We start from the raw sequence: 23859 nt of genomic DNA, 5'->3' as shown, positions 1-23859 counted from the left end.
GCCACTGCCGCTCAGTGGGCTGCGCGCAGCCGCGTCGTCGGCAGGGGCAGCTCGATGCCGCCGACGAGATCCACTGACTTGGCGACGCCGGCGGACAGCTCCTCCATCGCTCTGGCAACGACGACGCGGTCCCGATGGATCTCGCGGATCCTCACCCGTGCCCATGCCTCCTCACCCGTCTGCCCGTCCTGCTGCTGGAGGAGCCAGTCCTGCGCCAGCAGCCGCAGGCCGGCCTCGTCCAGGACCGCCTCGGCCTCGTGAAGATCCATCGCCTCGCCCCTGCGGACCCACAGCAGGTCGTAGGGGATGAACCGCCCATCGCCGCTCATCTCGATGTACCCCACATGCTCGCCGTCCTCGCGGCGCAGGTGGTCGAAGGCGTCCTCGGGCGCGGGGCGGCCGGTCTGCGACGGGTGCGGGGCACTCATGCCGGCGAGGCTACAGGCCCGAAGGTCTTGCGGGCCCAGGCGCTTCCTGCTGGGCGACCCGCTGCCCGCTGGCCCATTCCCCGCCCGCTCACCGCTCAGGATGCGGCTCACCCAGCAGGAATGCGGGCCTGGCAGTGAGGGGGGTCACGTGGCTCCCCCGGAATGAACCCCGCTCCAATAGGGTTGAGTGAGTCGGACTCAAGGTTGAAGTTGACAAGGTCGGGCTCAACCACAATCCTGAGCCTGCATGACTCAACCGGCCGACCCCGCCCGCTGACCCCGGGCGCGGCCACCACAGACATCACATACACGCGACATGACAACCACCCGGCGCCCCCGCGGCGCCACCCACCACGAAGGAGCACATCGCATGGCACGCGCCGTCGGTATCGACCTCGGAACCACCAACTCCGCCATCGCCGTCCTGGAGGGCGGCGAGCCCACCATCATCCCCAACGCCGAGGGGGGCCGCACCACGCCCTCCGTCGTCGCCTTCTCCAAGTCCGGCGAGGTCCTGGTCGGCGAGATCGCCAAGCGCCAGGCCGTCACCAACGTGGACCGCACCATCTCCTCGGTCAAGCGCCACATGGGCACCGACTGGTCCGTCGACATCGACGGCAAGAAGTACACCGCCCAGGAGATCAGCGCCCGCATCCTGGCCAAGCTCAAGGCCGACGCCGAGTCCTACCTCGGCGAGCCCGTCACCAACGCCGTCATCACCGTGCCGGCCTACTTCAACGACGCCGAGCGCCAGGCCACCAAGGAGGCCGGCACCATCGCGGGCCTGACCGTGGACCGCATCGTCAACGAGCCCACCGCCGCCGCCCTGGCCTACGGCCTGGACAAGGGCAAGGAGGACGAGCTCATCCTCGTGTTCGACCTGGGCGGGGGCACCTTCGACGTCTCCCTGCTGGAGGTCGGCAAGGACGAGGACGGCTTCTCCACCATCCAGGTGCGCGCCACCAACGGCGACAACCGCCTGGGCGGGGACGACTGGGACGCCCGCATCGTCGACTGGCTGGTCAAGCAGGTCAAGAGCAAGGACGGCGTGGACCTGTCCAAGGACAAGATCGCCATGCAGCGCCTCAAGGACGCCGCCGAGCAGGCCAAGAAGGAGCTGTCCTCCGCGACCAGCACCAACATCAACCTGCAGTACCTGTCCATGAGCGAGTCCGGCCCCATCCACCTGGACGAGAAGCTCACCCGCGCCCAGTTCGAGGACATGACCAAGGACCTGCTCGAGCGCACCAAGGTCCCCTTCCACAACGTCATCAAGGACGCGGGCGTCTCCCTCAAGGACATCGACCACGTCATCCTGGTGGGCGGCTCCACCCGCATGCCCGCCGTCACCGAGGTCGTGCGCGAGCTGACCGGCAAGGAGCCCAACAAGGGCGTCAACCCCGATGAGGTCGTGGCCGTGGGCGCCTCCCTGCAGGCCGGCGTCATCCAGGGCGACCGCAAGGACGTCCTGCTCATCGACGTCACCCCCCTGTCGCTGGGCATCGAGACCAAGGGCGGGGTGATGACCAGGCTCATCGAGCGCAACACGGCCATCCCCACCAAGCGCTCCGAGGTCTTCTCCACCGCCGAGGACAACCAGCCCTCCGTGCTCATCCAGGTCTACCAGGGCGAGCGCGAGTTCGCCCGGGACAACAAGCCGCTGGGCACCTTCGAGCTCACCGGCATCGCCCCGGCGCCCCGCGGCATCCCGCAGATCGAGGTCTCCTTCGACATCGACGCCAACGGCATCGTGCACGTCTCGGCCAAGGACCGCGGCACCGGCAAGGAGCAGTCCATGACGATCTCCGGCGGCTCGGCCCTGCCCAAGGAGGACATCGACCGCATGGTCAAGGACGCCGAGGCCCACGCCGAGGAGGACAAGAGGCGCCGCGAGGACGCTGAGACCCGCAACGCCGCCGAGCAGCAGGCCTACTCCATCGACAAGCTCCTCAAGGACAACAAGGACAAGCTCCCCCAGGACGTCCACTCCGAGGTCTCCGGGGCCGTCGATGAGCTCAAGAAGGCCCTGGAGGGCGAGGACATCGAGCCGGTCAAGACTGCCCAGGAGAAGCTGAACTCGGTGGCCCAGAAGGTCGGGGAGGCCCTCTACGCCGCCGACCAGGCCGCCGAGGCCGCCGGCTCCGCCCCGGGCGGGGACTCCGCCGCCGCGGACGCCTCGCAGGACGAGGACATCGTCGACGCCGAGATCGTCGACGATGAGGACTCCAAGTGAGCGCCGCCGGACAGGCCCCCGGCGACGAGGGCGTCGACCCCGAGCTCGCGGCCGCCGTCGAGTCGGCCTTCGACGACGTCCCGCCGGAGGTCCGCGAGGAGCTGGCCCAGGGGGAGGGCTCGGCCGCGGCCCAGGGCCCCGAGGCCCCGGACCCCGAGGGCCAGGGGGCTCCCTCCCCGGAGGAGGACCCCCTGGCCCAGGCCAGGGCCCAGGCCGCCCAGGCCCAGGACGACCTGGCCCGCGCCCGCGCCGACCTGTACAACCTCCAGCAGGAGTACCAGGGCTTCGTGCGCCGCTCCCGCGAGGCGGCGGCCGGGCACCGCTCCGACGGCGCCGCCGGCGTCGTCGAGGCCCTCATCCCGGTCCTGGACGAGATCGAGCTGGCCCGCCAGCACGGCGACCTCACCGGGCCCTTCGCCACCACGGCCGGCAAGCTCGAGGCCCTCCTGAGCGAGAAGTTCTCCCTGGAGCGCTTCGGGGCCGAGGGCGAGCCCTTCGACCCCACGATCCACGAGGCCCTCATGGCCACGGAGTCGGAGGAGGTCGGCGAGCCCACCATCGCCCTGGTCCTCCAGCCCGGGTACAGGCTCGGCGAGCGCGTGGTGCGCGCGGCCCGCGTCCAGGTGGCCAACCCGGCCTGAGGCCGGGGCGCCGGGCCGGGGCGGCCCGCCCTCATCGGCACCGCCCCGGCCCGGCCGATCCCGGGGCCCCGCGTCCGGCGCCCGGCCCCGGGACGCGCCCCGGCATCAACCGGAGTGAATCGTCATCAATGAGCATCACACCAAGGACACACCAACGATCACAACGATAAGGAGGCGGTGATACATGGCCAGCCAGGACTGGATGACCAAGGACTTCTACGCGGTCCTCGGCGTTGACAAGAGCGCCGACGCCGCCGCGATCAAGAAGGCGTATCGCACACTGGCCAAGAAGTACCACCCCGACCGCAACCCCGATGACAAGGCCGCGGCCGAGAGGTTCAAGGAGATCGGGGAGGCCTACGCGGTCCTGTCCGACCAGACCGAGCGTCAGCAGTACGACGCCATCCGGTCCATGGCCGGGGGCGGCCCCCGCTTCACCGCCGGCGGCCCCGGTGGCGGCGCGGGCGCCGCGGGCTTCGAGGACCTGTTCTCCTCCATGTTCGGCGGTCAGGGCGGATCGGTCCGCTTCCAGACCTCCGGGGGCGCGGGCGAGCCCGATCTCGACGACCTGCTGCGCATGTTCGGCGGCACCCCCAGCCCCACCCGCTCCGGCGCGCGCCCCGGACCCTTCGGCTTCGGCGGGTTCGGCGCTCAGCCCCAGCCCGTCAAGGGCCCCGACGTCGTCACCTCGGCCACCCTCGACCTGCGCGACGCCGCGGCGGGCACCACCGTGGAACTGACCGCCGATGGGCGCACCATGAACGTGCGCATCCCCGCCGGGGTCCACTCGGGTCAGAAGATCCGCCTGCGAGGCAAGGGCCGCCCCGGCAGGGACGGCGGGGAGAACGGGGACATGGTGGTGACCATCACCGTGGCCAAGCACCCCGTGTACTCCATCGACCCCGCCGACGGCGCCAACCTGCGCATGGACCTGCCCGTGACCCTCAAGGAGGCCGCCCTGGGCGCCACCGTCGAGGTCCCCCTGCTCGACGGGGGCAGCTCCAAGGTGCGCATCAAGCCCGGAACCCCCTCGGGCACCGTCCTGCGCCTTCGCGGCAAGGGCGTGACCACCTCCAAGAAGACCGGGGACCTGCTGGTCACGGTGCAGGTGGCCGTGCCCAGGAAGCTGTCGAAGGCGGCCAGGGAGGCCCTGGAGGCCTTCGATGAGGCCATGGGGCACGACCCGCGCGCCTCGCTCATGGAGGAGGCCGGCAGATGAGCGCGCGCCGTCGTGCCGGTCAGGGCCTGGGCTTCCTGGCGGAGGACGCCGGGGAGCGGGCGGTCTACGTGGTCTCCGTGGCCGCCGAGCTCGCCGGGATGCATCCCCAGACCCTGCGCCAGTACGACCGTCTGGGCCTGGTGCGCCCGGCCCGCACCCGCAGCCGGGGGCGGCGCTATTCCCACCGGGACGTCGAGCGCCTGCGCCGCATCCAGGCACTGAGCCAGGAGGGCGTCAACCTGGAGGGCATCCGCCGCATCCTGGACCTGGAGGCCCGCGTGGCCGAGCTGGAGGCGGCCAATGCGGGGCTGCGGGCCCGCGAGGCCGCCGTGCAGCGGATCTTCGCCGCCGCCGCCGACGGCGAGGTCCAGGTGGTGCTGGGGCGCCCCGCCCGCGGCCCGCGCCCCTGAGTGCCATCTCGTACCCTCGACGCCGATCTCGTCACTGAGACCTACGAGATCGGCGTCGAGGGTACGAGATCGTGCGGGACCGGCCTCATTCCCCGGGAGGAAGTGCGCCACTGCGCGAATCCATACGCTCCCGCCATGCGCTTCATCACATCCTTCACCCGCGGTGAGCGGTTCCCCGCTCCCGATGTCGCCCGCGGTCTCATGCTCCTGCTCATCGCCGTGGCCAATGTGCCCGTCTGGACCAGCAGCACCGTCGGCCCCTTTCATGCCGGCGCAGCCGAGGGACTGTCCACGGCGGATCGCGGATGGGTGCTCATCCGCGCCATGCTGGTGGACCACCGGGCCTACCCGCTCTTCGCCCTGCTCTTCGGCTTCGGGCTGGTGACCATGATCAACCGGCGCCTGGCCTCCGGGACGCGCGCCTACCTGGAGTCGATCACCGGCGGCCAGGTGGAGCGCGCCACCGCCGCCCAGCGGGCCTGGGCCCGGGAGCAGGCCACTATTGACGCCCGTCGCCTGGTGCGCCGCCGGGGATGGTGGATGGTGCTGTTCGGCGCGGTGCACGGCGTGTTCTTCTACGGGGACATCATCGGCACCTACGGGCTCGTCGCCGTCGTCTTCGCCGGCTGGCTGGCCCGCAAGCACCGCAAGCGCGCCATCGCCGTCAGTGTGCTCATCACCGTGATGGCGGGGCTGGTCATGCTGGGCATGGGCTGGGTCGTGACCTCGGGGGCGGTGCAGGGCATGGGTGTGGCGGGCACTGGCGACCCCACCGGGGGGTCGGGCCTGCCCTGGTTCCTGAGGAACCCCGGGCAGTGGATCATGGGCACCCCTGGGACCGCTTTCCTGTCCATGGTGATCCCCGCGGTCTTCATCGGCGCGCGCCTGGCCGACACCGACTTGCTCTCCCACCCCGAGCGCCACCGCCGCCTCCTGGTGGGCGTGGCCGTGGGCGGCCTGGGGCTGGGGGCCCTGGGGGGTCTTCACAGCGGCTTGGCATTTGCGGGCTGGACGGATCTGCTCCCCACCGACCTCATGGTCTCGGAGTGGGCGGGGCTGCTGGGCGCCTGCGGCTGGCTGGCCCTGCTGGCGCTGTACGCCGGTGGCCCGCGGCCGGGCGGCGAGCTGCACGGCCTGCGCCGCCTCGCCTCGGCGGTGGGGCGGCGCTCGATGACGGCCTACCTGTCCCAGACGATCCTGTTCGGCCTCATCTTCGCCGTCACCCCCTGGATCCTGGGGCGCGGGATCGAGGTGGGGCAGGCTGCGGCCGCCGTCATCGCGGTGGGGGTGTGGCTGATCACCGTCGTGATGTGCGCTGCCCTGGAGCGGCGCGGCCGCCCCGGTCCCTTCGAGACGCTCCTGCGCACCGCTGTGGCCCGCAGCGCCAGGCGGCGGCGCATCCCGGCCCCGCCCCCGATGCCCTTGCAGAGCGAGCCCGCGGCATAAGCGTCGGCACGGACCGTCCTCCCGGGCCCGCGTCAGCACTGTGCGCCGGGCCCGCAGGGCTGGGCCGTTGCCGTGGCGATAGCGCCCGCGGTGGCCGAACGGTGTCAGCCATTCAGACGACACCCAGAGTGTGGTGCGCTCCATACAATGGGGTGATGCGCCTCGTGACCTCCTTCACCCGTGGAGCTCGGTTCCCCGCTCCCGATGTCGCCCGTGGCTTCATGCTGCTGCTCATCGCCCTGGCCAATGTGCCCGTCTGGATTGACACCTCGCTGGCGGGGGGTGTGCTCCCGGATCATGCGCGGATGTCCGACGCCGACTCGGTGTGGGTGCTCATCCGCACCATGCTGGTGGACCGCCGGGCCTACCCGCTGTTCGCGATGCTCTTCGGCTTCGGGCTGGTGACCATGATCAACCGGCGTGTGGCCTCGGGGGAGCGGGCCTACCTGGAGTCGGTCACCGGGGGCGGCCCGGAGCGGGCGACCCCCGAGCTGCGGGCCTGGGCCCGGGAGCAGGCCACTATTGACGCCCGTCGCCTGGTGCGCCGCCGGGGATGGTGGATGGTGCTGTTCGGCGCGGTGCACGGCGTGTTCTTCTACGGGGACATCATCGGCACCTACGGGCTCATGGCCGTGCTCTTCGCCGGCTGGCTGGCCCGCAAGCACCGCAAGTGCGCCATCGCCGCCGGCCTCGCCGTCCTGCTGTGGGTGGTCATGTCCACCCACTTCCAGGGCCGGCACCAGGGGCAGTACACCGAGCAGATGACCGGTGGCGGGAGCCTTCCCTGGATGCTCCACAACCACCTCGTCTGGATCTTCGTCACCCTCATCGTCCTGACCTCCAGCATGGCGATCCCGGCGATGCTCATCGGTGCGCGCCTGGCCGACACCGATCTGCTCTCCCACCCCGAGCGCCATCGCCGCCTCCTGGTGGGCGTGGGCGCGGGCGGGCTTGCCCTGGGGGCGGCGGGCGGGCTGCACGCGGGGCTGGCCTACGGGGGCTGGGCCCAGCCGGCTGTCACGGATGTCATGGCCGCCGAGCTCACCGGCCCCCTGGGCGCCTGCGGCTGGTTGGCGCTCCTGGCGCTGTACGCCGGTGGCCCGCGGCCGGGCGGCGATCTGACTGGCCTGCGGTGGGTGGCCTCGGCGGTGGGTCGGCGGTCCATGACGGCCTACCTGTCCCAGACGATCCTGTTCGGCCTCATCTTCGCCGTCATCCCCTGGCTGCTGGGCACCGAGCTGCGCCCGGGCGATGCGGTGGCCGCCGTCATCGCGGTGGGGGTGTGGCTGATCACCGTCGTGCTGTGCGCGGCCCTGGAGCGGCGCGGCCGCCCCGGCCCCTTCGAGACGCTCCTGCGCACCGCTGTGGCCCGCAGCGCCAGGCGGCGGCGCATCCCGGCCCCGCCCCCGATGCCCTTGCAGAGCGAGCCCGCGGCATAGGCGTCGGTGCGAGGAGGCGTGGATCAGGGCGGGGCGCGATCATGCCGGGCCCGTGCGAGGGCCTCCGGTGAGGCACTGGGAGGCCACGGACCGCTCTCCCGGTGCCGCAACCGCTCGTGAGCCCCGGCAGCGGCCATGGCGCCTGCGGGTGCCAGTAGGCTGCGGCCGTCCCCCATTGATGAGGAGTCTGATGATGCCCCAGCCGATGAACCCTGATCCGAGCCGGGTGCCGCCGCCCCCGCCCGCTCCGCCGGCGCAGGCCTACACCCCGGGCACCGCTCTCTACGCGCCCCTGCCCGACCTGGCCCATACCGCCGAGCCCCACCCCGGCCAGACGGTGGGGCAGGCGCCCGGCACGGCCTCGGGGGGATTCTTCGGCGCCCTGTTCGACATGAGCTTCACCAAGTACATCACCATCACCTGGGCCAAGGTCATCTACATCCTCTGGCTCATCGGTGTGGTCCTGACCTGGCTCCTCACCGCCTACGGCCTCGGAAGCGTGTCTGGCTCCACCACCCACCGCGGCGAGATCGACGGGGCCGCCTTCATCGTGGCCCTCATCTTCGGCCTCATCCCCGCCCTGCTCCACGCGATCGCCGGGCGGATGCTCCTGGAGTTCGTGGTCGCGATCATCCGCACCGAGATGAACACCCGCGCGCTCGCCGAGCGCCGCTGACCTCCGCTGGATGGCGCCTGAGGCCTCCCCTGAGCCCCTCGGCGCCGGGCACGGGCGGCACGGGGAGCGCCTCGGGAACTGCCTGTGGGACTTCTCGCTCATAGGACGGGTCCATGACATCGGTGAGACCGGCCCTGTAGTCTTCCGGCGTCCCGGACCCTGACGGAAGAGACATCCTGATGACACAGCCCCAGACTCCCGGCCAGCCCTACTACCCCCAGCAGCCCTCGGCGCCCTCCGCGCCGATCCCCGGCCAGCCCTACCCGCCCCAGATGCCGGGCCAGCAGGTCCCGGGCGCGCCCATGGGAGGCCCCGCCCCCGGGCAGCCCTATCCGCCGCAGGCCCCGGCAGGCGACTCCTTCGTCGGCAACCTGTTCGACACCTCCAAGGGATTCGTGGAGAGGTTCGGCAAGATCATCCTCATCGTCGCCACTGTCGCCTTCATCCTCAACTGGCTCTACGCCGCCTACACCTCTGGTGACATCGGCGGGGAGTACAACGTGGAGACGGGCAGCAGGTCCTTCGCCTTCGGCGAGTTCCTCGTCAGCCTCCTGGTCAATGCCCCCTGGGCTGTGCTGCAGATCGGCCTGGTCCGGCTCTTCATCGAGCTGGTGGCCAACTCGGCCAAGCGCACCCAGGGCTGAGCCCTCACCCCGACGGCCTGAGATCACCACCACAGGACCCCATGATGGCGAGCCTCTATGAGACTGACGGCCAGCCCCGCTACGGCCAGCGCGTGAGTCCCGAGGAGCTCGCCGCCGTGCGCGCCGAGCAGGGGCTCGACCCGGTGCCCCCATCTCCTGCCCCGCGTCCGGCCATCGATCTGCCGGAGGGCCCCAGCAGTGGCTGGAAGGCCCCCGAGGGAGGGGTGAGCCTGGAGCGGTGGAGCGATCCCTCCGCCCGGAGACGACGCCGCCGGGGGCGGTCGGCCACCTCCGGGCGGGCGGCGGCCCCTCCCGCCCGGAGGTGGCGCATCCTGGTGGTGGGCCTGGTCCTCATGCTCCTGGTGCCCGCCCTGCTCATCGTCGGAGCCATCAACGTGTCCGTGGACTGGTCGGGCACCCGCTCCGCGGTCGTGGGCGACTCCGGCGCCGTCTACCTCGACCAGGGCGCGCACGCCATGCTCTACTCCGGCTCGGGGCAGCCCACCATCGACTGCACCATCACCAGCCCCGAGGGCGCGGCGGTGCTCAAGGACGCGGGGCACGAGTCGCTCCCCTACGCCTCCTTCACCGCCTCCAGGGCGGGCAGCTACACCATCAGCTGCCCCAATGGAACCGAGGGCTTGATCGTCGGCCCGCCCATGCGCCCCAGTCGGCTCATGACCGCCTCACTCATGGTCGTGGGCGCCTTCCTGTGCGGCATCGCGGGCCTGGCCGTCACCGTGGTGGGGATCTCGCGCATGCGCCGCCCCCGGGCCTGAGCCGCGGGGAGCGGTCCCCAGGGCGCGCCAGCAGAATTCGTAGGTCAGGGCGCTCATGAAGGCCCGCTGCGCATTGGTCGAGGCCGCCCCGTGCCCGCCCTCGGAGTTCTCGAAGTAGGTGACCTCCTGTCCCAGCTGGAGCATCCGGTGGGCCATGGTGCGGGCATGGGCCGGGTGCACCCGGTCATCGCGCGTGGAGGTCACCAGCAGCAGCGGCGGGTAGCGCCGCCCCGCGCGCAGCAGGTGGAAGGGGGAGAAGCCCCGGATGAACTCCCATTGGGCCGGGTCATCGGGGTCCCCGTACTCCGCCATCCACGAGTGCCCGGCCAGGAGCCGGTGGTAGCGGCTCATGTCCAGCAGCGGGACCTCGCAGACGACCGCCCCGATGAGCCCGGGGTGGCGGGTGAGCATCACCCCGGCCAGCAGGCCGCCGTTGGAGCCGCCGTGCACCGCCAGGCGCTCGGGGGAGGTCACCCCGCGCTCGCTCAGGCTGCGGGCCACCGCCGCGAAGTCCTCGTAGGCGCGCGGCCTGCGCTCCTGGAGGGCCGCCTGGTGCCAGGCGGGCCCGTACTCCCCGCCGCCCCTGATATTGGCCACCGCGTACACCCCGCCCCGCTCCAGCCACGCCTTGCCCATCACCGGCTGGTAGTGCGGCAGGAGCGAGTGCTCGAAGCCCCCGTAGCCGTAGAGGATCGTCGGAGCGGGAGCGCCCTCCGGCGCGGGCCTGCCCACCTGGAAATAGGGGACCCGCGTCCCGTCCCGGCTGATGGCCGCATGCTGGCTGACCTCCACGCCCTCGGCGTCGAAGCGCGCAGGCGCCCGGCGCAGCACCGCGCACCCCTCGACCCGGCCCGAGCCGCCGATGCAGGCCACGGCCAGGGTGGCCGGGGTGGTCCATCCCGACAGGCTCAGCCACAGCTCGTCGCCGCGGCGCGCATTGACCGGGCTTGCCGAGAGCGCCACCAGGGCCCGCCCCGGCCGCAGCGGTGCGGAGCCCGAGGCGGGGGAGTGCGGCACCTCGCCCAGCACCGCCGGGTCCAGCTCGTGGCGCCCCCAGGGCCGGTGGCCGGAGCCGATCGGCGGTGGGGTGAGGATCTCCAGTCGGGGGACGACGTCGTCGAGCACCGTGAGGATCAGGTGGCTGCGGCTCCAGGAGGCGCTGGCCAGGGAGGTGCTCGACGTGGGCTCGAACAGGGCGGTCAGGCTGCGGCCGCCCTGGAGGAAGTCCTGGAGCGGTGCGGCCAGGAGGCTGCCCTGGGCGTAGGTGCGGCCCCCGACCCGCCAGGGCTCGCGCAGCTCGATGGTCAGCCAGTCCCGGCTCATCCCCACCTGTGCGGACTCGGGCACCTCCAGGCGCACCCCGCGGGGCACGCTCTCCTCCTCACTGCCCAGACCCCCCGGGGCGGCGGCCCCCGCCCGCGGGGCGCCTCCCCGGGCGCCATCGCCGCCTCCGCCCCCTCCGCCCTGCGGCGCTCCGCCCTGCCCGTCACCGGTGCCGTCGTCGACCAGCCAGATGCGGGTGGAGTAGAAGTCGGGGGCCGTCTCCAACCAGGTGCGGCCCCAGCGGTCGTAGGAGGCGAAGGCCAGCACCGCGCCGGTGGCCGCGGTGCCCAGGACCTCGGCCTGCTCCGGGCGCTGCCCGCGGCGCATGCGGCGGACCTGGCGCGGATAGCCCGAGCGGGTCAGGGAGCCCTCGCCCAGGTCGGTGACCAGCAGGACCGACTCCCCCTCCTCATCGGCCCAGCTCATCGAGCCCTTGGAGGCCGGGCGGAGGAATCCGCCCTCCTGGACGGGGATGAAGCGACGCCGATCCAGGTCGAACTCCCGCGTGGTGTCCGCGTCCGAGCCCCCCTCCGAGAGGGTCACCAGCGCCCGCCGCCCCGCCCGGGGGCCGGTGTCCAGGACCTGCGCGCCGTGCCACACCCAGGTGCGGCCCTCCTCGCGCCCCAGCGCATCGAGGTCCAGGAGCACCTCCCAGTCCGGCTCCTGGAGGTCGGGGTCCTGCGCCGATCCCGCGGATCCTGCGGGGGCGCTGCCGGCGTAGTCCAGCCAGGTGGTGCGCCGCCACAGCCCGCGCGGATGCTCCGCATCAGTCCAGAAGTTGTAGAGCATGCCGGCCCGCTCGGCGACCATGGGGATGCGATCGGGGGAGTCCAGGATCGACTCGATGGACCCCGCCACAGCGGTGAAGCCGGGATCGCAGGCGTAGGCGGCCCGCGTCTCCTCATTGCGCCGCTCCACCCACGCCAGGGCGCGCTCCCCCTCGACCTCATCGAGCCAGGCCGGCACCGCAGGCAGGGGCCCGCCCCCGGAGCGATCCCCTGCGGCCGGCCCGGGGCCGGCATCGGGTGCTGCCCCCGCAGCGGGGGCGGGAGCGGGGCTGACGTCGGGAGCGTGGTCGTGCATGCCCCCATTGGATCACGCACGATGTGCCCGGGCGGGGATGGCCGGGCCCCGGCCCGGGCATCCGGTCTCGGGCGATGCGCCGGGCGCCGCCCCCAACGCGCGGAGCCCCGCACCCGGTGCGGGTGCGGGGCTCCTCCTGCGATCAGAAGAACCGCGGTGAACGGCTCACAGCTCAGGCGTTGCCGAGCTTGCCATCGGCAGCGTCGCGCGCGGAGTCGATCTTGGCGTCGTGCTTGCCGCCAGTGGCCTTCTTCGCCGCGCTGGCGGCGGCGTCGAGCGCCTTGTCGCTGATCTCCTCGCCCTTGTCGGAGTTGAGAGCCTCGCTGGCCTTCTTCGTCAGGTCACCAAGTCCCATGTGCCTTCTCCTTCCCTCGGGTGGCGCGGCGTCGGGCGACGTCGGCCTCAGGAGGCATGCTGCCAGGTTCGGCGCCGAAACGCGATCCGTGCGCCTGATCCCGCCGGGCCCCGGGGCCGCGGGCCCGGCTCCTCAGCGCAGGGTGGCTGCGACGGTGTCCACGAGCTGCTGGGTGCGCTCAGTCGTGCTGGTGGACAGCTGGATGAATGCCATGCCGCCCGAGGGGTTGGGCAGGTAGAGGTCGGCGGTCTTCACGGTGCTCTCGTAGGCGGCATCGGTGTAGATGATGTAGGAGCCGGTGCCGTTGGCCGTCTCGACTGTGGAGTACTTCTCGACTGTGCCGCCGTCCTCGGTGACATTGCGGCTCATCATCTCCTCATCGACCACGCCCAGGGGGATGGTGATCGAGACGCAGGTGGCGTGCTCCAGCAGGCCATTGCCGTCGCGGCTGTCGGCGATGGCCAGGAGGTCCTGCAGCCGGGCCGAGGAGCTCACGGTGGCGATGTCGGCCTCCAGCCTCGCCGCGATCTCGGTGATCTCGGCATTGTCCAGCGTGGAGTAGATGTGCCAGTCCGTGGGCAGGGCGAAGGTGATGCCGGCCTGCTCGGCCGTGGCCGTCTGGTAGCCCTCCGGGGGAGTGGCGGGCTCGGCGAGCCCACCGGTGCTGGCGCTCGCACTGGCCTTCGGGCTCTTGTCGGCGGCGGGGGTGGTGGCATCGGATGAGGGCTTGGACCGCACCCCGTTGCCGTTGCCCCCGGTGGTGGCGGTGCCCTCGGCCTCGGCGGAGGCTGATGCGCTGGTGCTGGCCGCGGAGGAGTCCCCTCCCCCGAGGCTGTTGCAGGCGCTCAGGGCCAGGGCGGCGCTGGCCATCGTGATCACTGCCAGGGCGGAGCGCGTGGCGCGCGCCGTGGTGGTCATTCGTGTCATGGAGGGCTCCTCAAGGCGGTGTTGCGACCTGGCCGTGACAGTACCGTGCGCCGGGAGGCACGGCACACCCGTGTCGCGCCCGGCTCCCCCGGGGCACGGCGAGGCGAGGGTGTGACATGCGCTACAAACGGGGGGCGTCAAGGTTGAGCGGAATAGACTCAACCCTGATGCGGTTGGACTCAGCGGAAGATGCCGGGGCCGCCCGCCCCGCGCCGTCGACAGAACCCCGCAGATCCACAAGGAGATCCGTATGGACACCAACTACACCACCAAGTCCCAGGAGGCGATCTCCGGGGCCATGCAGGCCGCAGCAGCGGCCGGCAACCCCCAGATCGAGCCCGCCCACCTGCTCGTCGAGCTGCTCTCCCAGGAGGGGGGCGTGGCCGCCGGCCTGCTCGCCGCCGTCGTCCCCGACGCCGCCGCCCGCCAGGGCGTGGGCGCCGCCGCCCGGCGCCTCCTGACCCAGCTGCCCGCCTCCTCGGGCAGCACCATGACCCAGCCCCAGCCCTCCCGCGCCCTCCTGGCCGCTCTCGAGGCGGCCTCCACCAGTGCCAAGGACCTGGGCGACGAGTACATCTCCACCGAGCACCTGCTCATCGGCCTGGCCTCCGGCACGGCCACCACCGGCACCATCGCCGCCGCCCTGTCCGAGGCCGGCGCCACCCCCGAGCGCCTCACCCAGGCCCTGCCCCAGGTGCGCGGCTCGGCCCGCGTCACCTCCCCCAACCCCGAGGGCACCTACAAGACCCTGGAGAAGTACGGCACCGACCTGACCGAGGCCGCCCGCTCCGGCCGCCTCGACCCCGTCATCGGCCGCGACTCCGAGATCCGCCGCGTCATCCAGGTCCTGTCCCGGCGCACCAAGAACAACCCCGTCCTCATCGGGGAGCCCGGCGTCGGCAAGACCGCCGTCGTCGAGGGCCTGGCCCAGCGCATCGTCGCCGGGGACGTGCCCGACTCCCTGTCCGGCAAGCGCCTGGTCGCCCTCGACCTGTCCGGGATGGTCGCCGGCGCGAAGTACCGCGGCGAGTTCGAGGAGCGCCTCAAGGCCGTCCTGGCCGAGATCAAGGACTCCGACGGCGAGGTCATCACCTTCATCGACGAGCTCCACACCGTCGTCGGCGCCGGCGGCGGGAGCGAGGGCGCCATGGACGCCGGCAACATGCTCAAGCCCATGCTCGCCCGCGGCGAGCTGCGCATGGTGGGCGCCACCACCCTGGATGAGTACCGCGAGCACATCGAGAAGGACCCCGCCCTGGAGCGCCGCTTCCAGCAGGTCTTCGTCGGCGAGCCCAGCGTCGAGGACACCGTCGCCATCCTGCGCGGCATCGCCCCCAAGTACGAGGCCCACCACCAGGTGACCATCTCCGACGGCGCCCTCGTGGCCGCCGCCACCCTCTCCGACCGCTACATCACCGGACGCCAGCTGCCGGACAAGGCCATCGACCTGGTCGACGAGGCCGCCTCCCGCCTGCGCATGGAGCTGGACTCCAGCCCCGTGGAGATCGACGAGCTGCGCCGCCGCGTGGACCGCATGCGCATGGAGGAGTCCTACCTCGATGAGTCCGTCGGCGAGGGCGAGGCCGACCCCGCCTCCGTCGAGCGCCTGGAGCGCCTGCGCGCCGAGCTGGCCGACGCCTCCGAGGAGCTGGCCGCCCTCAGCGCCCGCTGGGAGGCCGAGAAGGCCGGGCACAACCGCGTCGGGGAGCTGCGCGCCGCCCTGGACGAGATGCGCACCCGCGCCGACCTGGCCGAGCGCGAGGGCGACTTCGAGGAGGCCGGCCGCCTGCGCTACGGCGAGATGCCCGCGCTGGAGCGCCAGATCCGTGAGGCCGAGGCCGACGACGCCGCCCTGGAGGCCGCCGGGCGCTCCGGCGAGCCCATGATCGCCGAGAAGGTCGGCGCCGGTGAGATCGCCGAGGTCGTGGGCTCCTGGACCGGCATCCCCGTGGGGCGGCTGCTCCAGGGCGAGACCGAGAAGCTGCTGACCATGGAGGACGCCATCGGCGAGCGCCTCATCGGGCAGGCCGCCGCCGTGAGCGCCGTGGCCGACGCGGTGCGGCGCTCACGGGCCGGGATCTCCGACCCCGACCGCCCCTCGGGCTCCTTCCTCTTCCTGGGCCCCACGGGCGTGGGCAAGACCGAGCTGGCCAAGTCCCTGGCCGAGTTCCTCTTCGACGACGAGCGCGCCATCGTGCGCATCGACATGTCCGAGTACTCCGAGAAGCACTCGGTGGCCCGCCTCGTGGGAGCTCCCCCCGGCTACGTGGGCTACGAGGAGGGCGGCCAGCTGACTGAGGCGGTGCGCCGCCGCCCCTACTCGGTGATCCTGCTCGACGAGATCGAGAAGGCCCACCCCGAGGTCTTCGACATCCTCCTGCAGGTCCTCGACGACGGGCGCCTGACCGATGGCCAGGGCCGCACCGTGGACTTCCGCAACACCATCCTGGTGCTCACCTCCAACCTGGGCTCGCAGTTCCTCATCGACCCGCTGACCAGCCCCGAGGAGAAGCGCAACGAGGTCATGAGCGTGGTCCAGTCCTCCTTCAAGCCCGAGTTCCTCAACCGGCTCGACGACATCATCATCTTCGACGCCCTGAGCAAGGAGGAGCTGGGCAGGATCGTGGATATCCAGCTCGCCCGGATGGGGGCGCGCCTGGCCGGGCGGCGCCTGTCGCTGTCGGTCACCGATGGGGCCCGGGCCTGGTTGGCCGATGAGGGCTACGACCCCGCCTATGGGGCCCGGCCCCTGCGCCGTCTGGTGCAGCGCGAGATCGGTGATGCCCTGGCCCGGATGATCCTGGCCGGGGAGGCGGCTGATGGGCAGAGCGTGGTGGTCGACCACATCGAGGGCGAGCCGGGCCTGCGCCTGAGGGCCGAGGGCCGGCCGGCCAGTGCTCCCTCGGCGGCCTCCGCCCAGTAGGTAGGGCTGAGGCCTCTGTCCGGTGGGGCGGCGGGAGCCGGGCCTGCGCGGGCCCACGTGTGTGGGCGGTGCGGGCCCGGCTCTTGTGGTGGCCCGGTCCGGTCCTGCGTGGTGCGGGGGCTCGGTGCCGATGGCGTGCGGCAGCCACCGGGCGGTGCTCATGCCAGCAGAGTCGCCGATGAGCGCTCCGGAGTGCGCGCCCGGCCATCGGCCCTGTGGACAACGGGCGCTAGATCCGCGCCTGTGGAGCCCGGCTGCCCCTGGAGCCCCGCGGATCGGGGAGGCGCAGGGGTGACGCCCGCCAGGCCCCGGCCCCCGACGATGGTTCCGACCCCACGGTTCCCGGAGCCCCCGTCCCAGCTCCACGCGCCCCGAGCCCACCGTGCGCGCAGCTTCCGCTCAAGATCTCGTCATGTGGGAGGCCTGTTGTTGCAGCAACTTTGCATAAGGATGACACAATGCGCCTATGAGCAGCACTGATGCCCCCGCCCCGGCCGCCGCGCCCCGGCGTCGTGGCCCCGGCCGCCCCCGGGCGGGAAGCGAGGACAAGCGCGAGCGCATCCTCAACGAGGCGGTGGCGCTGTTCGGGGCGCGCGGGTACGCCGGGACCTCCCTGGCGCGCATCGCCGCCGCCGCCGACATCTCCAAGGCCGGCCTGCTCCACCACTTCTCCTCCAAGGACGCCCTGTTCGCCAAGGTCCTCGAGCGCCGGGACCAGGAGGCGATGGCTGCCGCGCAGGACGGGGCGCAGGAGGGGCTCGACCCCTGGGAGCACCTGGAGCGCTACGTGGAGCGCCTGGAGGGCAGCGTCCAGCGCCGCGAGCTCGTGGCGATCTACGCGGCCACCTCCGTCTCCGTCCTCGACGTCCAGCACCCCGCCCACCGGTGGACGGCCGAGCGCATGGACCGCGCCGTGGAGAGCTTCGAGACCAGCTTCGAGGCCGGCAAGGCCTCCGGGGTCGTCGATCCCGGCATGCCCTCACGGCTGGTGGCGCGCACACTCGTGGCGCTGTGCGACGGCCTGCAGCTCCAGTGGCTGTGCGCCACCACCCCCGGTGCCGCGGCCCCCGACCGACTGGGGACCAGCATCACCGAGGAGATCCGCCTCTACGTGCAGGGCCTCAAGAGCCAGTGGGGGCGCTCCCACGGAGCCCCGCGCGCCCAGGAGTCCGCGCCCGCCTGAGCCCCCGCCCGTCGGTGGCCGGCGCCGGCGCCGCCTGCCGCCCGGCTCAGCGCTCCTCCCACAGGAGCATGTGCGGGGTGATCGAGGCCAGATCGGGCACGACGACGAGGCCCGGGTCGGCCGGGAAGTACTTGCGCCGCCCGATCTGGACCACATGCAGCCCGTTGCCGCGCGCGGAGGCCGCCCCCGTGGGGGAGTCCTCCACCACCACGCACTCCTCAGGAGTCAGCCCCAGCCGCTCCACGGCGGTGGCGTAGGGCAGCGGATCGGGCTTGGCCCCCACGCCGTCGTCACCGGTGACCAGGGTGACGAAGACGCCGCCGAGCTCATCGGCCACCCGCTCGACGATCGGGCGGGGCGAGGCCGAGACGATGGCCTGGGCCAGCCCGACCTCCGCCAGCGCCGAGGTGATCTCCCGCGCCCCGGGCAGCAGCGGGGGCTCAGCGGACACCGCCTCGCGCACCTGGCCGGACATGGTCTCGAAGACGCGCTCGGTCAGGGGGTCCTCCCAGGAGGCTGCCACGCCGGCGGCGGCGATGAGCTCTCGCGCGCGGCGGATCGAGGCGCCGGTGAGCTCGGCGACCAGGCCGGAGGAGGGGACGGCTCCCAGGTCGGTGCAGCAGCGGATGAAGGCGGCGTCCCACAGGGGCTGGGAGTCCATGAGGGTGCCGTCCATGTCCCACAGCACGGCGCGGACGGTGAAGCCGGTGGAACGTGGCGAGGAGGGGGCGCTGGGTGGTGTCACCCGGGCAGATTAGCCCCCGCCCGGTGCCCAGGGCAGGGCCCTGTGGCACAAGCGGCGCCGCACGGCCGGGCAGGGGCCTGGGCCCCGGGCCGGGGCGATGGCGGTATGGTTCATGGTTCAGCCGTTCCGCAGGGTCCAGTTCCCTCCTTGTCCTCCCCACGCCCTCCCACCCTGCCGGATGCGGGGCGGCAGCGATGCACGAGGAGAACGCGGTGAAGAACCCCCGTAGGACCACGATGGAGGATGTGGCCCGCGCAGTCGGGCTGTCGCGGACCACGGTGTCCTTCGTCCTCAACGACCGCCCCGATGTGCGCATCCCCGCCTCCACCCGGGAGCGGGTCAAGCGGGCCGCCCGAGAGCTGGGCTACCGGCCCCACAGCGGCTCCCGGGCCCTGTCCTCCCAGCGCACCGGGCAGCTGGGCCTGGTCTCCGAGATCGTCACCGGCCCCCTGGGCTCGGCCACCATCCGCGGGATCCGCTCGGCCGCCCGCCAGGCGGGGTGCTCCCTGCTCATCGCGCCCACCTCTGCCGGCGGGGAGGAGGACCCCCAGGCCTTCGAGACCCTCCTGAGAACCTGTATCGAGGGCATCGTCTACGCCACCGGCCGGAACCGCCGGGTCTCATTGCCGCCCCAGGCCCGTGAGATCCCCACCGTGCTCGTGCACGGCACTGATCCCTCCCTGGGCCTCCCCGAGGTCCGCCCTGACGAGCACTCCCTGGGGCGACTGGGGGCCCAGGCCCTCCTGGAGGGCGGCCACCGCGACATCGGCGTCATCGAGCTGCCCGACGACGGCGGGGCGACGCCCGGGCGGCGCTCCGGCTGCGAGGAGGGCCTGGCCCAGGCGGGCATCCCCTGGGAGGCGGTGCGCTCGGCGCGGGCGGACGGCACCGCCCGCGGGGGGCATGCGGCGGCCAGCGCCCTCATGGAGGAGTCCCCCGGGCTGACGGCGCTGCTGTGCGGCAACGACCTCATGGCCATGGGCGCCTATGAGGCGCTGCGGGACCGCGGCCTGCGGGTGGGCGGGGACGTCGCCGTCATCGCCATCGACGACCAGGGGCTCATCGCCGACCAGCTCCGCCCCGCGCTGACCACGGTGGCACTGCCCTGGGAGGACATGGGCCGAGTCGGTGCGGAGCACCTGCTGGCCCTTATCGCGGGCGAGCAGGTCCCGGCCCGCACCTTTCTGCCTGGGCGCCTCATCAGGCGCCACTCCGCCTGAGCGCGAGGACCGGTATCGACGCGGGAGCTGGGAGGCTCTCAGGGGAGGATCAGGGCCCTCCCCGATAGCCGTGGCGGCAGAGGCGCAGCACACTGGGGGCATGGCACAGCAGTACCCCTCGGGCCCCGACCGCACCACCCGCAATGGGAGCTCCTTCACCTCCTTCCTCAACGGGCTGCCCGCCCGCTCCCGCCACGACCGCATCCTGGGCGGGGTGTGCGGCGGCCTGGCCCGGCAGTGGGGGCGCTCGCCCGGACTCGTGAGGCTGGCCACCATCGCCCTCGCGCTCCTGCCCGGCCCCATGTGGGTGGCCTACGCACTGGCCTGGGCGGCCATGCCCCTGGAGCCCCTCCACTCCGGGCCCGCCTACGGGGCCCCCGCTCAGGGAGGCCCGGTCGGTGGGGAGGCCGATGCCGCCGGCCCCGTCCCGCACTGATCACAACCCCGCGATCAACCATCTAGGGCAGGAGGCCGGCGCGCTCGGCCAGCACCGCCAACTGGGTGCGGTTCTTCAGCCCCAAGCGCTGCTGGGCGCTGGCGAGCTGGGCCTTGACGGTGGAGGCCGAGCGGAACAGCAGCTCCCCGATCTCCGCATTGGACAGCCCCAAGGCCGCCTGGACCACTGCCTCCCGCTCCGCCTGGGTCAGGCGCCCCACGGCCTCGATCGCCGCGCGGCGCCGGTCGCCCTCGCCCCTGTCGCCCCGCATGCGCCGCACCAGGCTGCGCAGGGCCTGGGGTGACATGGCGATCTCCCCGGCGGCCACGGCCCGCACCGCCCGGGCCGCATCCTGCGGCGCCTCGGCCTTGAGGATGTAGCCCTCCGCGCCGGCATCCACCATCCGCGCCACGGCGTCGTCCAGGTCCCAGGTGGTCATGGCGATGACATGCGGCGCCCCGGGCAGGGAGCGGAGGCGCCGCGTTGCCTCGATCCCGTCAACACGGGGCATGCCCAGGTCCATGAGCACGACCTCCGGGCCCAGGCCCGCCACCAGCGGGCCGACCTCGCCGCCGTCACCGGCCTCGCCGACGACGGTGATCGGCGGCTGGCCGGCATCGTCCTCCAGCAGGGAGCGCAGGAGCTGGCGCACCAGGGGGTCGTCGTCGACGAGCAGGACGCGCAGGGAGTCGGGCATGTGCACAGCGTAGAAGACGGCAGGCGCGCCAGTGCCCAAGCGGGGTCCCCTCCAGGGCGCCGCGCCCCGCGGGGAGGATGGGGGTGCCCGAGGGGGGAGCACCACTCGCGGCCCGGCCCTCACTGCTGCGGCGAGGGCCCCGGCAGCCAGGGCAGGTCGACCTCCACGATGAACTCCCCCTCCGGTGAGGGGCCCGCCCGCAGGCGGCCCCCGCAGATCTGCACCCGGTGGGCCATCCCTCGCAGCCCGGTGCCCGAGCCCGGCTCCTCGGGCCGGTCCTCGGCCGGGGCGAGGCGATTGGAGCAGCGCAGGTGGATGCCCGTCTCCGGCGAGCCCTCCACGCGCAGGCGGATGGGCTCGCCCGGGGAGTGCTTGGAGGCATTGGTCAGGCACTCCTGGACGATGCGGTAGACCGCGTGGGACAGCACGGAGCCCGCCTGGGCGGGGCGGTCCAGGACGATGGAGGAGCTCAGGGGCGTGCCCGCCTCCACCATGGAGTCGACCACTGCGGCCAGCTCCTCCAGCCTGGGGGCGGGCTGCCCGGCGCTTCCGCCCGGGTCGCGCAGCACCTCCAGGAGGCTGCGCAGCTCACCCATGGCCTCCTGCGAGGTCTGGCGCACCGCCCGGGCTCTTTGCGCTGTGGCCGCATCCGCGCTGCGCTCCAGAAGACCGGCCTGCATCGCCAGCAGGGAGAGCCGGTGCCCCAGGCCGTCATGGACCTCGTGGGCGATGCGCTCGCGCTCCTCACGCAGCTCGACCTGGTCCATGAGGGCCTCAGTGGTCCGGGTGGCCTGTGCGGCCTCGTGCTCGGCGCGGGCCCGCTGGGCCCGGGCGTCGGCCACTTGGGCCGCCGCCTGGGCCTCGCCCCGGCGCGCGGCCAGGACGGTGCCCACGATGAGGGGGATCGAGACGATGAGCACCGTGGCCACCAGCTGGGCCGACCAGCCGATCTCCCCGCGCACAGGATCGCCGTCGACGCTGGGCAGGACGAAGATGGCGAGTATGGACATGCCCAAGGGGGCGCGCATCGCATCGTGGTGGACGGCCGCGCCGGTGCCCGCCGCCAGGAGTGCCAGAGCCCCGAGGATGAGGGCCGACTGGCGCCTGCCGGCGCGCCATGGGGGCCGGTTCGCCAGGAAGGTGACCGAGGCGATGAGGCCCACTGTCGTGTCCAGGCCCAGGATGATGCCCGCCAGGCTCGAGCACACCATGAGCACCAGGGGCGCCCGGCGTCGCACCGCCAGGGACAGGACCAGGGCCAGGGCCACAAGGAGCTCCAGGATCTGCAGGGAGGGCCTCTCCGTGCCCCGCGCCTGGTCCAGGGCCCAGCCCCCGCCCAGGGAGATCAGGGCCGCCAGGAGGCTCAGGGCCAGGACCCCGGTCGTGGCCAGGGTGCGCAGGATCCAGTGGGTGAGCCTCGGGTCCCACCGGGATGCCGGCTGCTGCGGCGGGGCCTGCTGCTGGAAGGGGGAGGCGAGGGGATACGTACTGGGGGAGGCGAGGGGATGCGCCCCGGGGATGGCGACGGGATAGGGGCCTGGAGGGGCGCCCGGGTGGAGCATCCGCGGCTGGGGCGCCTGCGGGGCCGGGTAGTGGGAGGGGTGGTGCTGGGGGTGGAGCACCGATGACCGGGGAGGCCCGTAGGTGGGGCGTGCGGGCCGGTAGGCGCCCGGTGCGGGGAGCATCGGCTGCCCCGGCGCCCCGGAGAGGGCCTGGTAGTGGCCCCCGGGTGGTGCCGGGGGACCATAGGCCCGGGGTGCTACCGGCGGTTGCGAGGGCATCTGGGCAGGCGGCTGGGGGACGCCGGGCGGGGCGGAGGCGCCGGGCGCCGTCATGGGGCCCTGCCCCTGCGGGGCGAAGGGTGCAGGGTAGGAAGGGGGCATGGTCGTACGGTAGCCGCCGGCTCGGACCTCATCATCGGCCGTTCGGCCAGGGCGCGATGACCGAACGGCGCCGCATCGCACCGGGACGGCCGATGCCGGGCCGCAGCGCGGGAGCACACAGTTGTGCCTGTCCAGGGCGCCACTCCGGCTCCCCGTAGAAGAAGGAACACCCATGACCTCCCACGCCCCCGCAGGACCCTCCGCCAGCATCCCCGATCCTCAGCCCATCCCCCAGCCGGGAGCCCAGCCCGGGCCCCACGGGGCCCCGGTCCCCGGCGGCCCGGTGCCGATGCAGCCGGCCTACGGCCCGCCCATGGGCCCGCCTCACGGCGCTCAGGGGCCGGCTCCCCGGCGATCCTGGTTCGCCCGGCACAAGATCCTCACCGGACTGGGTGCCCTGGTGGCCCTCGTCGTGGTGGTCCAGGCCCTCGGCGGCGGCTCGGGTGACGAATCGCCCCAGGCCGGCCAGGCCGGCTCGGACACGCCCTCCGTCACCCGGTCCCAGGAGGCGCGGGCCGCGTCGGAGAGCGGGCAGCCGGAGCCCCAGGCGGGCGAGCCCGCTCAGGCCGACCAGGCCGGCGAGGGACCGGCCTTCGCCGGCAAGCAGTCGAAGGACAAGGCGGTCCAGGCCGGCGAGTCCCTCACCACCGACGGCGTGACCATCACCGCCACCCCGCTGACCCCCGGCGACGCCACCCTGGGCCCCACCGCCTGCTCCACCATCACCATCAGCAACAGCTCGGGGTCCGCCATCGATGTCAACGCCTTCGACTGGTCCCTCCAGGACCCCAATGGCGTCATCAACGATGTGGGCTTCCTCGGATCGGACAGCATCCTGAGCGCCTCAAGCATCATCGACGGCGGCTCCCTGACGGCGGATGTCTGCTTCGACGGGCAGCTGGGATCGGGGGAGTACGTCCTGCTGTACAAGCCGGTCTTCTCCTGGTCGGGCGACCGCCAGGCCTGGATCAACCAGCGCTGAGCCCGGCATCTCCGGGGCTCTGGCCGGCACTGAGGGGCAGGCCGGGCGGCCCCGGCGGAATCGTGGAGGGCCGGTGAGGGCGCGCACCCGACAGGTGCGCCCCCACCGGCCCTTCGCGCGCGGGCCGGCAGGCGTCCCGGGCACGCCTGGCCCGTGCCCGTATCCGGGGCGCGGCGCGAGTGGGGGT

At 73.0% G+C, this 23859-nt stretch carries 21 protein-coding genes; 14 read left to right on the top strand and 7 right to left on the bottom strand.

Annotated features, from left to right (window positions below):
• Positions 1-11: 11 nt before the first annotated feature.
• On the bottom strand, positions 12-428 hold the full coding sequence (locus tag J5X07_RS10870) for a serine/threonine protein phosphatase (RefSeq protein ID WP_208479813.1): 417 nt from the start codon (positions 426-428) through the stop codon (positions 12-14).
• A 370-nt stretch (positions 429-798) separates the two neighbouring features.
• Here J5X07_RS10870 and dnaK point away from each other — a divergent pair, with 370 nt between their 5' ends.
• From dnaK to J5X07_RS10825, 9 genes are all read left to right on the top strand, one after another.
• Positions 799-2661, top strand: a complete 1863-nt coding sequence (gene dnaK, locus J5X07_RS10865) for a molecular chaperone DnaK (protein WP_208479812.1) — start codon at positions 799-801, stop codon at positions 2659-2661.
• Entirely contained in the window at positions 2658-3302 is a 645-nt protein-coding gene (locus J5X07_RS10860) for a nucleotide exchange factor GrpE (protein WP_124934138.1), read from the top strand. Before dnaK ends, J5X07_RS10860 begins: the two co-directional genes overlap by 4 nt.
• A gap of 184 nt (positions 3303-3486) precedes the next feature.
• The gene (locus tag J5X07_RS10855) at positions 3487-4521 is read left to right on the top strand and encodes a DnaJ C-terminal domain-containing protein (RefSeq protein WP_124934139.1); all 1035 of its coding nucleotides are present in this window, start codon (positions 3487-3489) and stop codon (positions 4519-4521) included.
• Positions 4518-4931, top strand: a complete 414-nt coding sequence (locus tag J5X07_RS10850; protein ID WP_124934140.1) for a heat shock protein transcriptional repressor HspR — start codon at positions 4518-4520, stop codon at positions 4929-4931. Before J5X07_RS10855 ends, J5X07_RS10850 begins: the two co-directional genes overlap by 4 nt.
• Before the next feature lie 135 nt (positions 4932-5066).
• Positions 5067-6377 carry a DUF418 domain-containing protein gene (locus tag J5X07_RS10845; RefSeq protein WP_208479811.1) on the top strand — a complete coding sequence of 437 codons (1311 nt, stop codon included), beginning with the start codon at positions 5067-5069 and terminating at the stop codon, positions 6375-6377.
• A 155-nt stretch (positions 6378-6532) separates the two neighbouring features.
• Positions 6533-7816 (top strand): DUF418 domain-containing protein, encoded by a 1284-nt coding sequence (locus J5X07_RS10840; protein WP_208479810.1) that lies wholly within the window; start codon positions 6533-6535, stop codon positions 7814-7816.
• 193 nt (positions 7817-8009) lie between these two features.
• Entirely contained in the window at positions 8010-8492 is a 483-nt protein-coding gene (locus tag J5X07_RS10835) for a DUF4282 domain-containing protein (RefSeq protein WP_208479809.1), read from the top strand.
• 179 nt (positions 8493-8671) lie between these two features.
• Entirely contained in the window at positions 8672-9136 is a 465-nt protein-coding gene (locus tag J5X07_RS10830; RefSeq protein ID WP_124933839.1) for a collagen-like protein, read from the top strand.
• A gap of 44 nt (positions 9137-9180) precedes the next feature.
• Positions 9181-9915 carry a hypothetical protein gene (locus tag J5X07_RS10825; protein ID WP_208479808.1) on the top strand — a complete coding sequence of 245 codons (735 nt, stop codon included), beginning with the start codon at positions 9181-9183 and terminating at the stop codon, positions 9913-9915.
• On the opposite strand, the gene J5X07_RS10820 is transcribed toward J5X07_RS10825, so the two are convergent.
• The 3 genes from J5X07_RS10820 to J5X07_RS10810 form a co-directional block, all read right to left on the bottom strand.
• On the bottom strand, positions 9823-12321 hold the full coding sequence (locus tag J5X07_RS10820; protein ID WP_208479807.1) for a prolyl oligopeptidase family serine peptidase: 2499 nt from the start codon (positions 12319-12321) through the stop codon (positions 9823-9825). The genes J5X07_RS10825 and J5X07_RS10820 overlap by 93 nt on opposite strands.
• Before the next feature lie 172 nt (positions 12322-12493).
• Complete coding sequence (locus J5X07_RS10815; protein ID WP_124933842.1) at positions 12494-12676, bottom strand: Rv0909 family putative TA system antitoxin; 183 nt, start codon at positions 12674-12676, stop codon at positions 12494-12496.
• 132 nt (positions 12677-12808) lie between these two features.
• The gene (locus tag J5X07_RS10810) at positions 12809-13603 is read right to left on the bottom strand and encodes a hypothetical protein (RefSeq protein WP_124933843.1); all 795 of its coding nucleotides are present in this window, start codon (positions 13601-13603) and stop codon (positions 12809-12811) included.
• A gap of 250 nt (positions 13604-13853) precedes the next feature.
• Between J5X07_RS10810 and clpB the strand changes: the two genes are divergently transcribed.
• Positions 13854-16526, top strand: a complete 2673-nt coding sequence (gene clpB / locus J5X07_RS10805; protein ID WP_208479806.1) for an ATP-dependent chaperone ClpB — start codon at positions 13854-13856, stop codon at positions 16524-16526.
• A 466-nt stretch (positions 16527-16992) separates the two neighbouring features.
• Positions 16993-17709, top strand: a complete 717-nt coding sequence (locus tag J5X07_RS10800) for a TetR/AcrR family transcriptional regulator (RefSeq protein WP_243896758.1) — start codon at positions 16993-16995, stop codon at positions 17707-17709.
• A gap of 46 nt (positions 17710-17755) precedes the next feature.
• Here J5X07_RS10800 and J5X07_RS10795 read toward each other — a convergent pair whose 3' ends face one another.
• On the bottom strand, positions 17756-18454 hold the full coding sequence (locus J5X07_RS10795) for an HAD family hydrolase (protein ID WP_341769456.1): 699 nt from the start codon (positions 18452-18454) through the stop codon (positions 17756-17758).
• A 212-nt stretch (positions 18455-18666) separates the two neighbouring features.
• Between J5X07_RS10795 and J5X07_RS10790 the strand changes: the two genes are divergently transcribed.
• Entirely contained in the window at positions 18667-19674 is a 1008-nt protein-coding gene (locus J5X07_RS10790; protein WP_208479805.1) for a LacI family DNA-binding transcriptional regulator, read from the top strand.
• 100 nt (positions 19675-19774) lie between these two features.
• Positions 19775-20110, top strand: coding sequence for a PspC domain-containing protein (locus tag J5X07_RS10785; protein ID WP_208479804.1), 336 nt, complete (start codon positions 19775-19777; stop codon positions 20108-20110).
• Positions 20111-20132: 22 nt separating this feature from the next.
• On the opposite strand, the gene J5X07_RS10780 is transcribed toward J5X07_RS10785, so the two are convergent.
• Positions 20133-20807: a response regulator gene (locus J5X07_RS10780; protein WP_124933847.1), complete on the bottom strand. Its 675-nt coding sequence runs from the start codon at positions 20805-20807 to the stop codon at positions 20133-20135.
• A 119-nt stretch (positions 20808-20926) separates the two neighbouring features.
• Positions 20927-22690: a sensor histidine kinase gene (locus J5X07_RS10775; RefSeq protein WP_208479803.1), complete on the bottom strand. Its 1764-nt coding sequence runs from the start codon at positions 22688-22690 to the stop codon at positions 20927-20929.
• A 172-nt stretch (positions 22691-22862) separates the two neighbouring features.
• On the opposite strand from J5X07_RS10775, the gene J5X07_RS10770 reads away from it, so the two are divergent.
• Positions 22863-23672 (top strand): DUF4352 domain-containing protein, encoded by an 810-nt coding sequence (locus J5X07_RS10770; RefSeq protein WP_243896763.1) that lies wholly within the window; start codon positions 22863-22865, stop codon positions 23670-23672.
• Positions 23673-23859: the final 187 nt, after the last annotated feature.

This window comes from Actinomyces bowdenii (assembly GCF_017592395.1).
GTDB classification, from domain to species: Bacteria; Actinomycetota; Actinomycetes; order Actinomycetales; family Actinomycetaceae; genus Actinomyces; species Actinomyces bowdenii.
Note: the sequence above shows the minus strand (reverse complement) of the source record. Positions and strands in the feature narration are given on the sequence as shown.

Coding starts and splice junctions, on each gene's coding strand:
- J5X07_RS10870 (WP_208479813.1), bottom strand. CDS start 428: ATGAGTGCCCCGCACCCGTCGCAGACCGGCCGCCCCGCGCCCGAGGAC.
- dnaK (WP_208479812.1), top strand. CDS start 799: ATGGCACGCGCCGTCGGTATCGACCTCGGAACCACCAACTCCGCCATC.
- J5X07_RS10855 (WP_124934139.1), top strand. CDS start 3,487: ATGGCCAGCCAGGACTGGATGACCAAGGACTTCTACGCGGTCCTCGGC.
- J5X07_RS10850 (WP_124934140.1), top strand. CDS start 4,518: ATGAGCGCGCGCCGTCGTGCCGGTCAGGGCCTGGGCTTCCTGGCGGAG.
- J5X07_RS10845 (WP_208479811.1), top strand. CDS start 5,067: ATGCGCTTCATCACATCCTTCACCCGCGGTGAGCGGTTCCCCGCTCCC.
- J5X07_RS10840 (WP_208479810.1), top strand. CDS start 6,533: ATGCGCCTCGTGACCTCCTTCACCCGTGGAGCTCGGTTCCCCGCTCCC.
- J5X07_RS10835 (WP_208479809.1), top strand. CDS start 8,010: ATGCCCCAGCCGATGAACCCTGATCCGAGCCGGGTGCCGCCGCCCCCG.
- J5X07_RS10830 (WP_124933839.1), top strand. CDS start 8,672: ATGACACAGCCCCAGACTCCCGGCCAGCCCTACTACCCCCAGCAGCCC.
- J5X07_RS10825 (WP_208479808.1), top strand. CDS start 9,181: ATGGCGAGCCTCTATGAGACTGACGGCCAGCCCCGCTACGGCCAGCGC.
- J5X07_RS10820 (WP_208479807.1), bottom strand. CDS start 12,321: ATGCACGACCACGCTCCCGACGTCAGCCCCGCTCCCGCCCCCGCTGCG.
- J5X07_RS10815 (WP_124933842.1), bottom strand. CDS start 12,676: ATGGGACTTGGTGACCTGACGAAGAAGGCCAGCGAGGCTCTCAACTCC.
- J5X07_RS10810 (WP_124933843.1), bottom strand. CDS start 13,603: ATGACACGAATGACCACCACGGCGCGCGCCACGCGCTCCGCCCTGGCA.
- clpB (WP_208479806.1), top strand. CDS start 13,854: ATGGACACCAACTACACCACCAAGTCCCAGGAGGCGATCTCCGGGGCC.
- J5X07_RS10800 (WP_243896758.1), top strand. CDS start 16,993: ATGAGCAGCACTGATGCCCCCGCCCCGGCCGCCGCGCCCCGGCGTCGT.
- J5X07_RS10785 (WP_208479804.1), top strand. CDS start 19,775: ATGGCACAGCAGTACCCCTCGGGCCCCGACCGCACCACCCGCAATGGG.
- J5X07_RS10780 (WP_124933847.1), bottom strand. CDS start 20,807: ATGCCCGACTCCCTGCGCGTCCTGCTCGTCGACGACGACCCCCTGGTG.
- J5X07_RS10775 (WP_208479803.1), bottom strand. CDS start 22,690: ATGCCCCCTTCCTACCCTGCACCCTTCGCCCCGCAGGGGCAGGGCCCC.
- J5X07_RS10770 (WP_243896763.1), top strand. CDS start 22,863: ATGACCTCCCACGCCCCCGCAGGACCCTCCGCCAGCATCCCCGATCCT.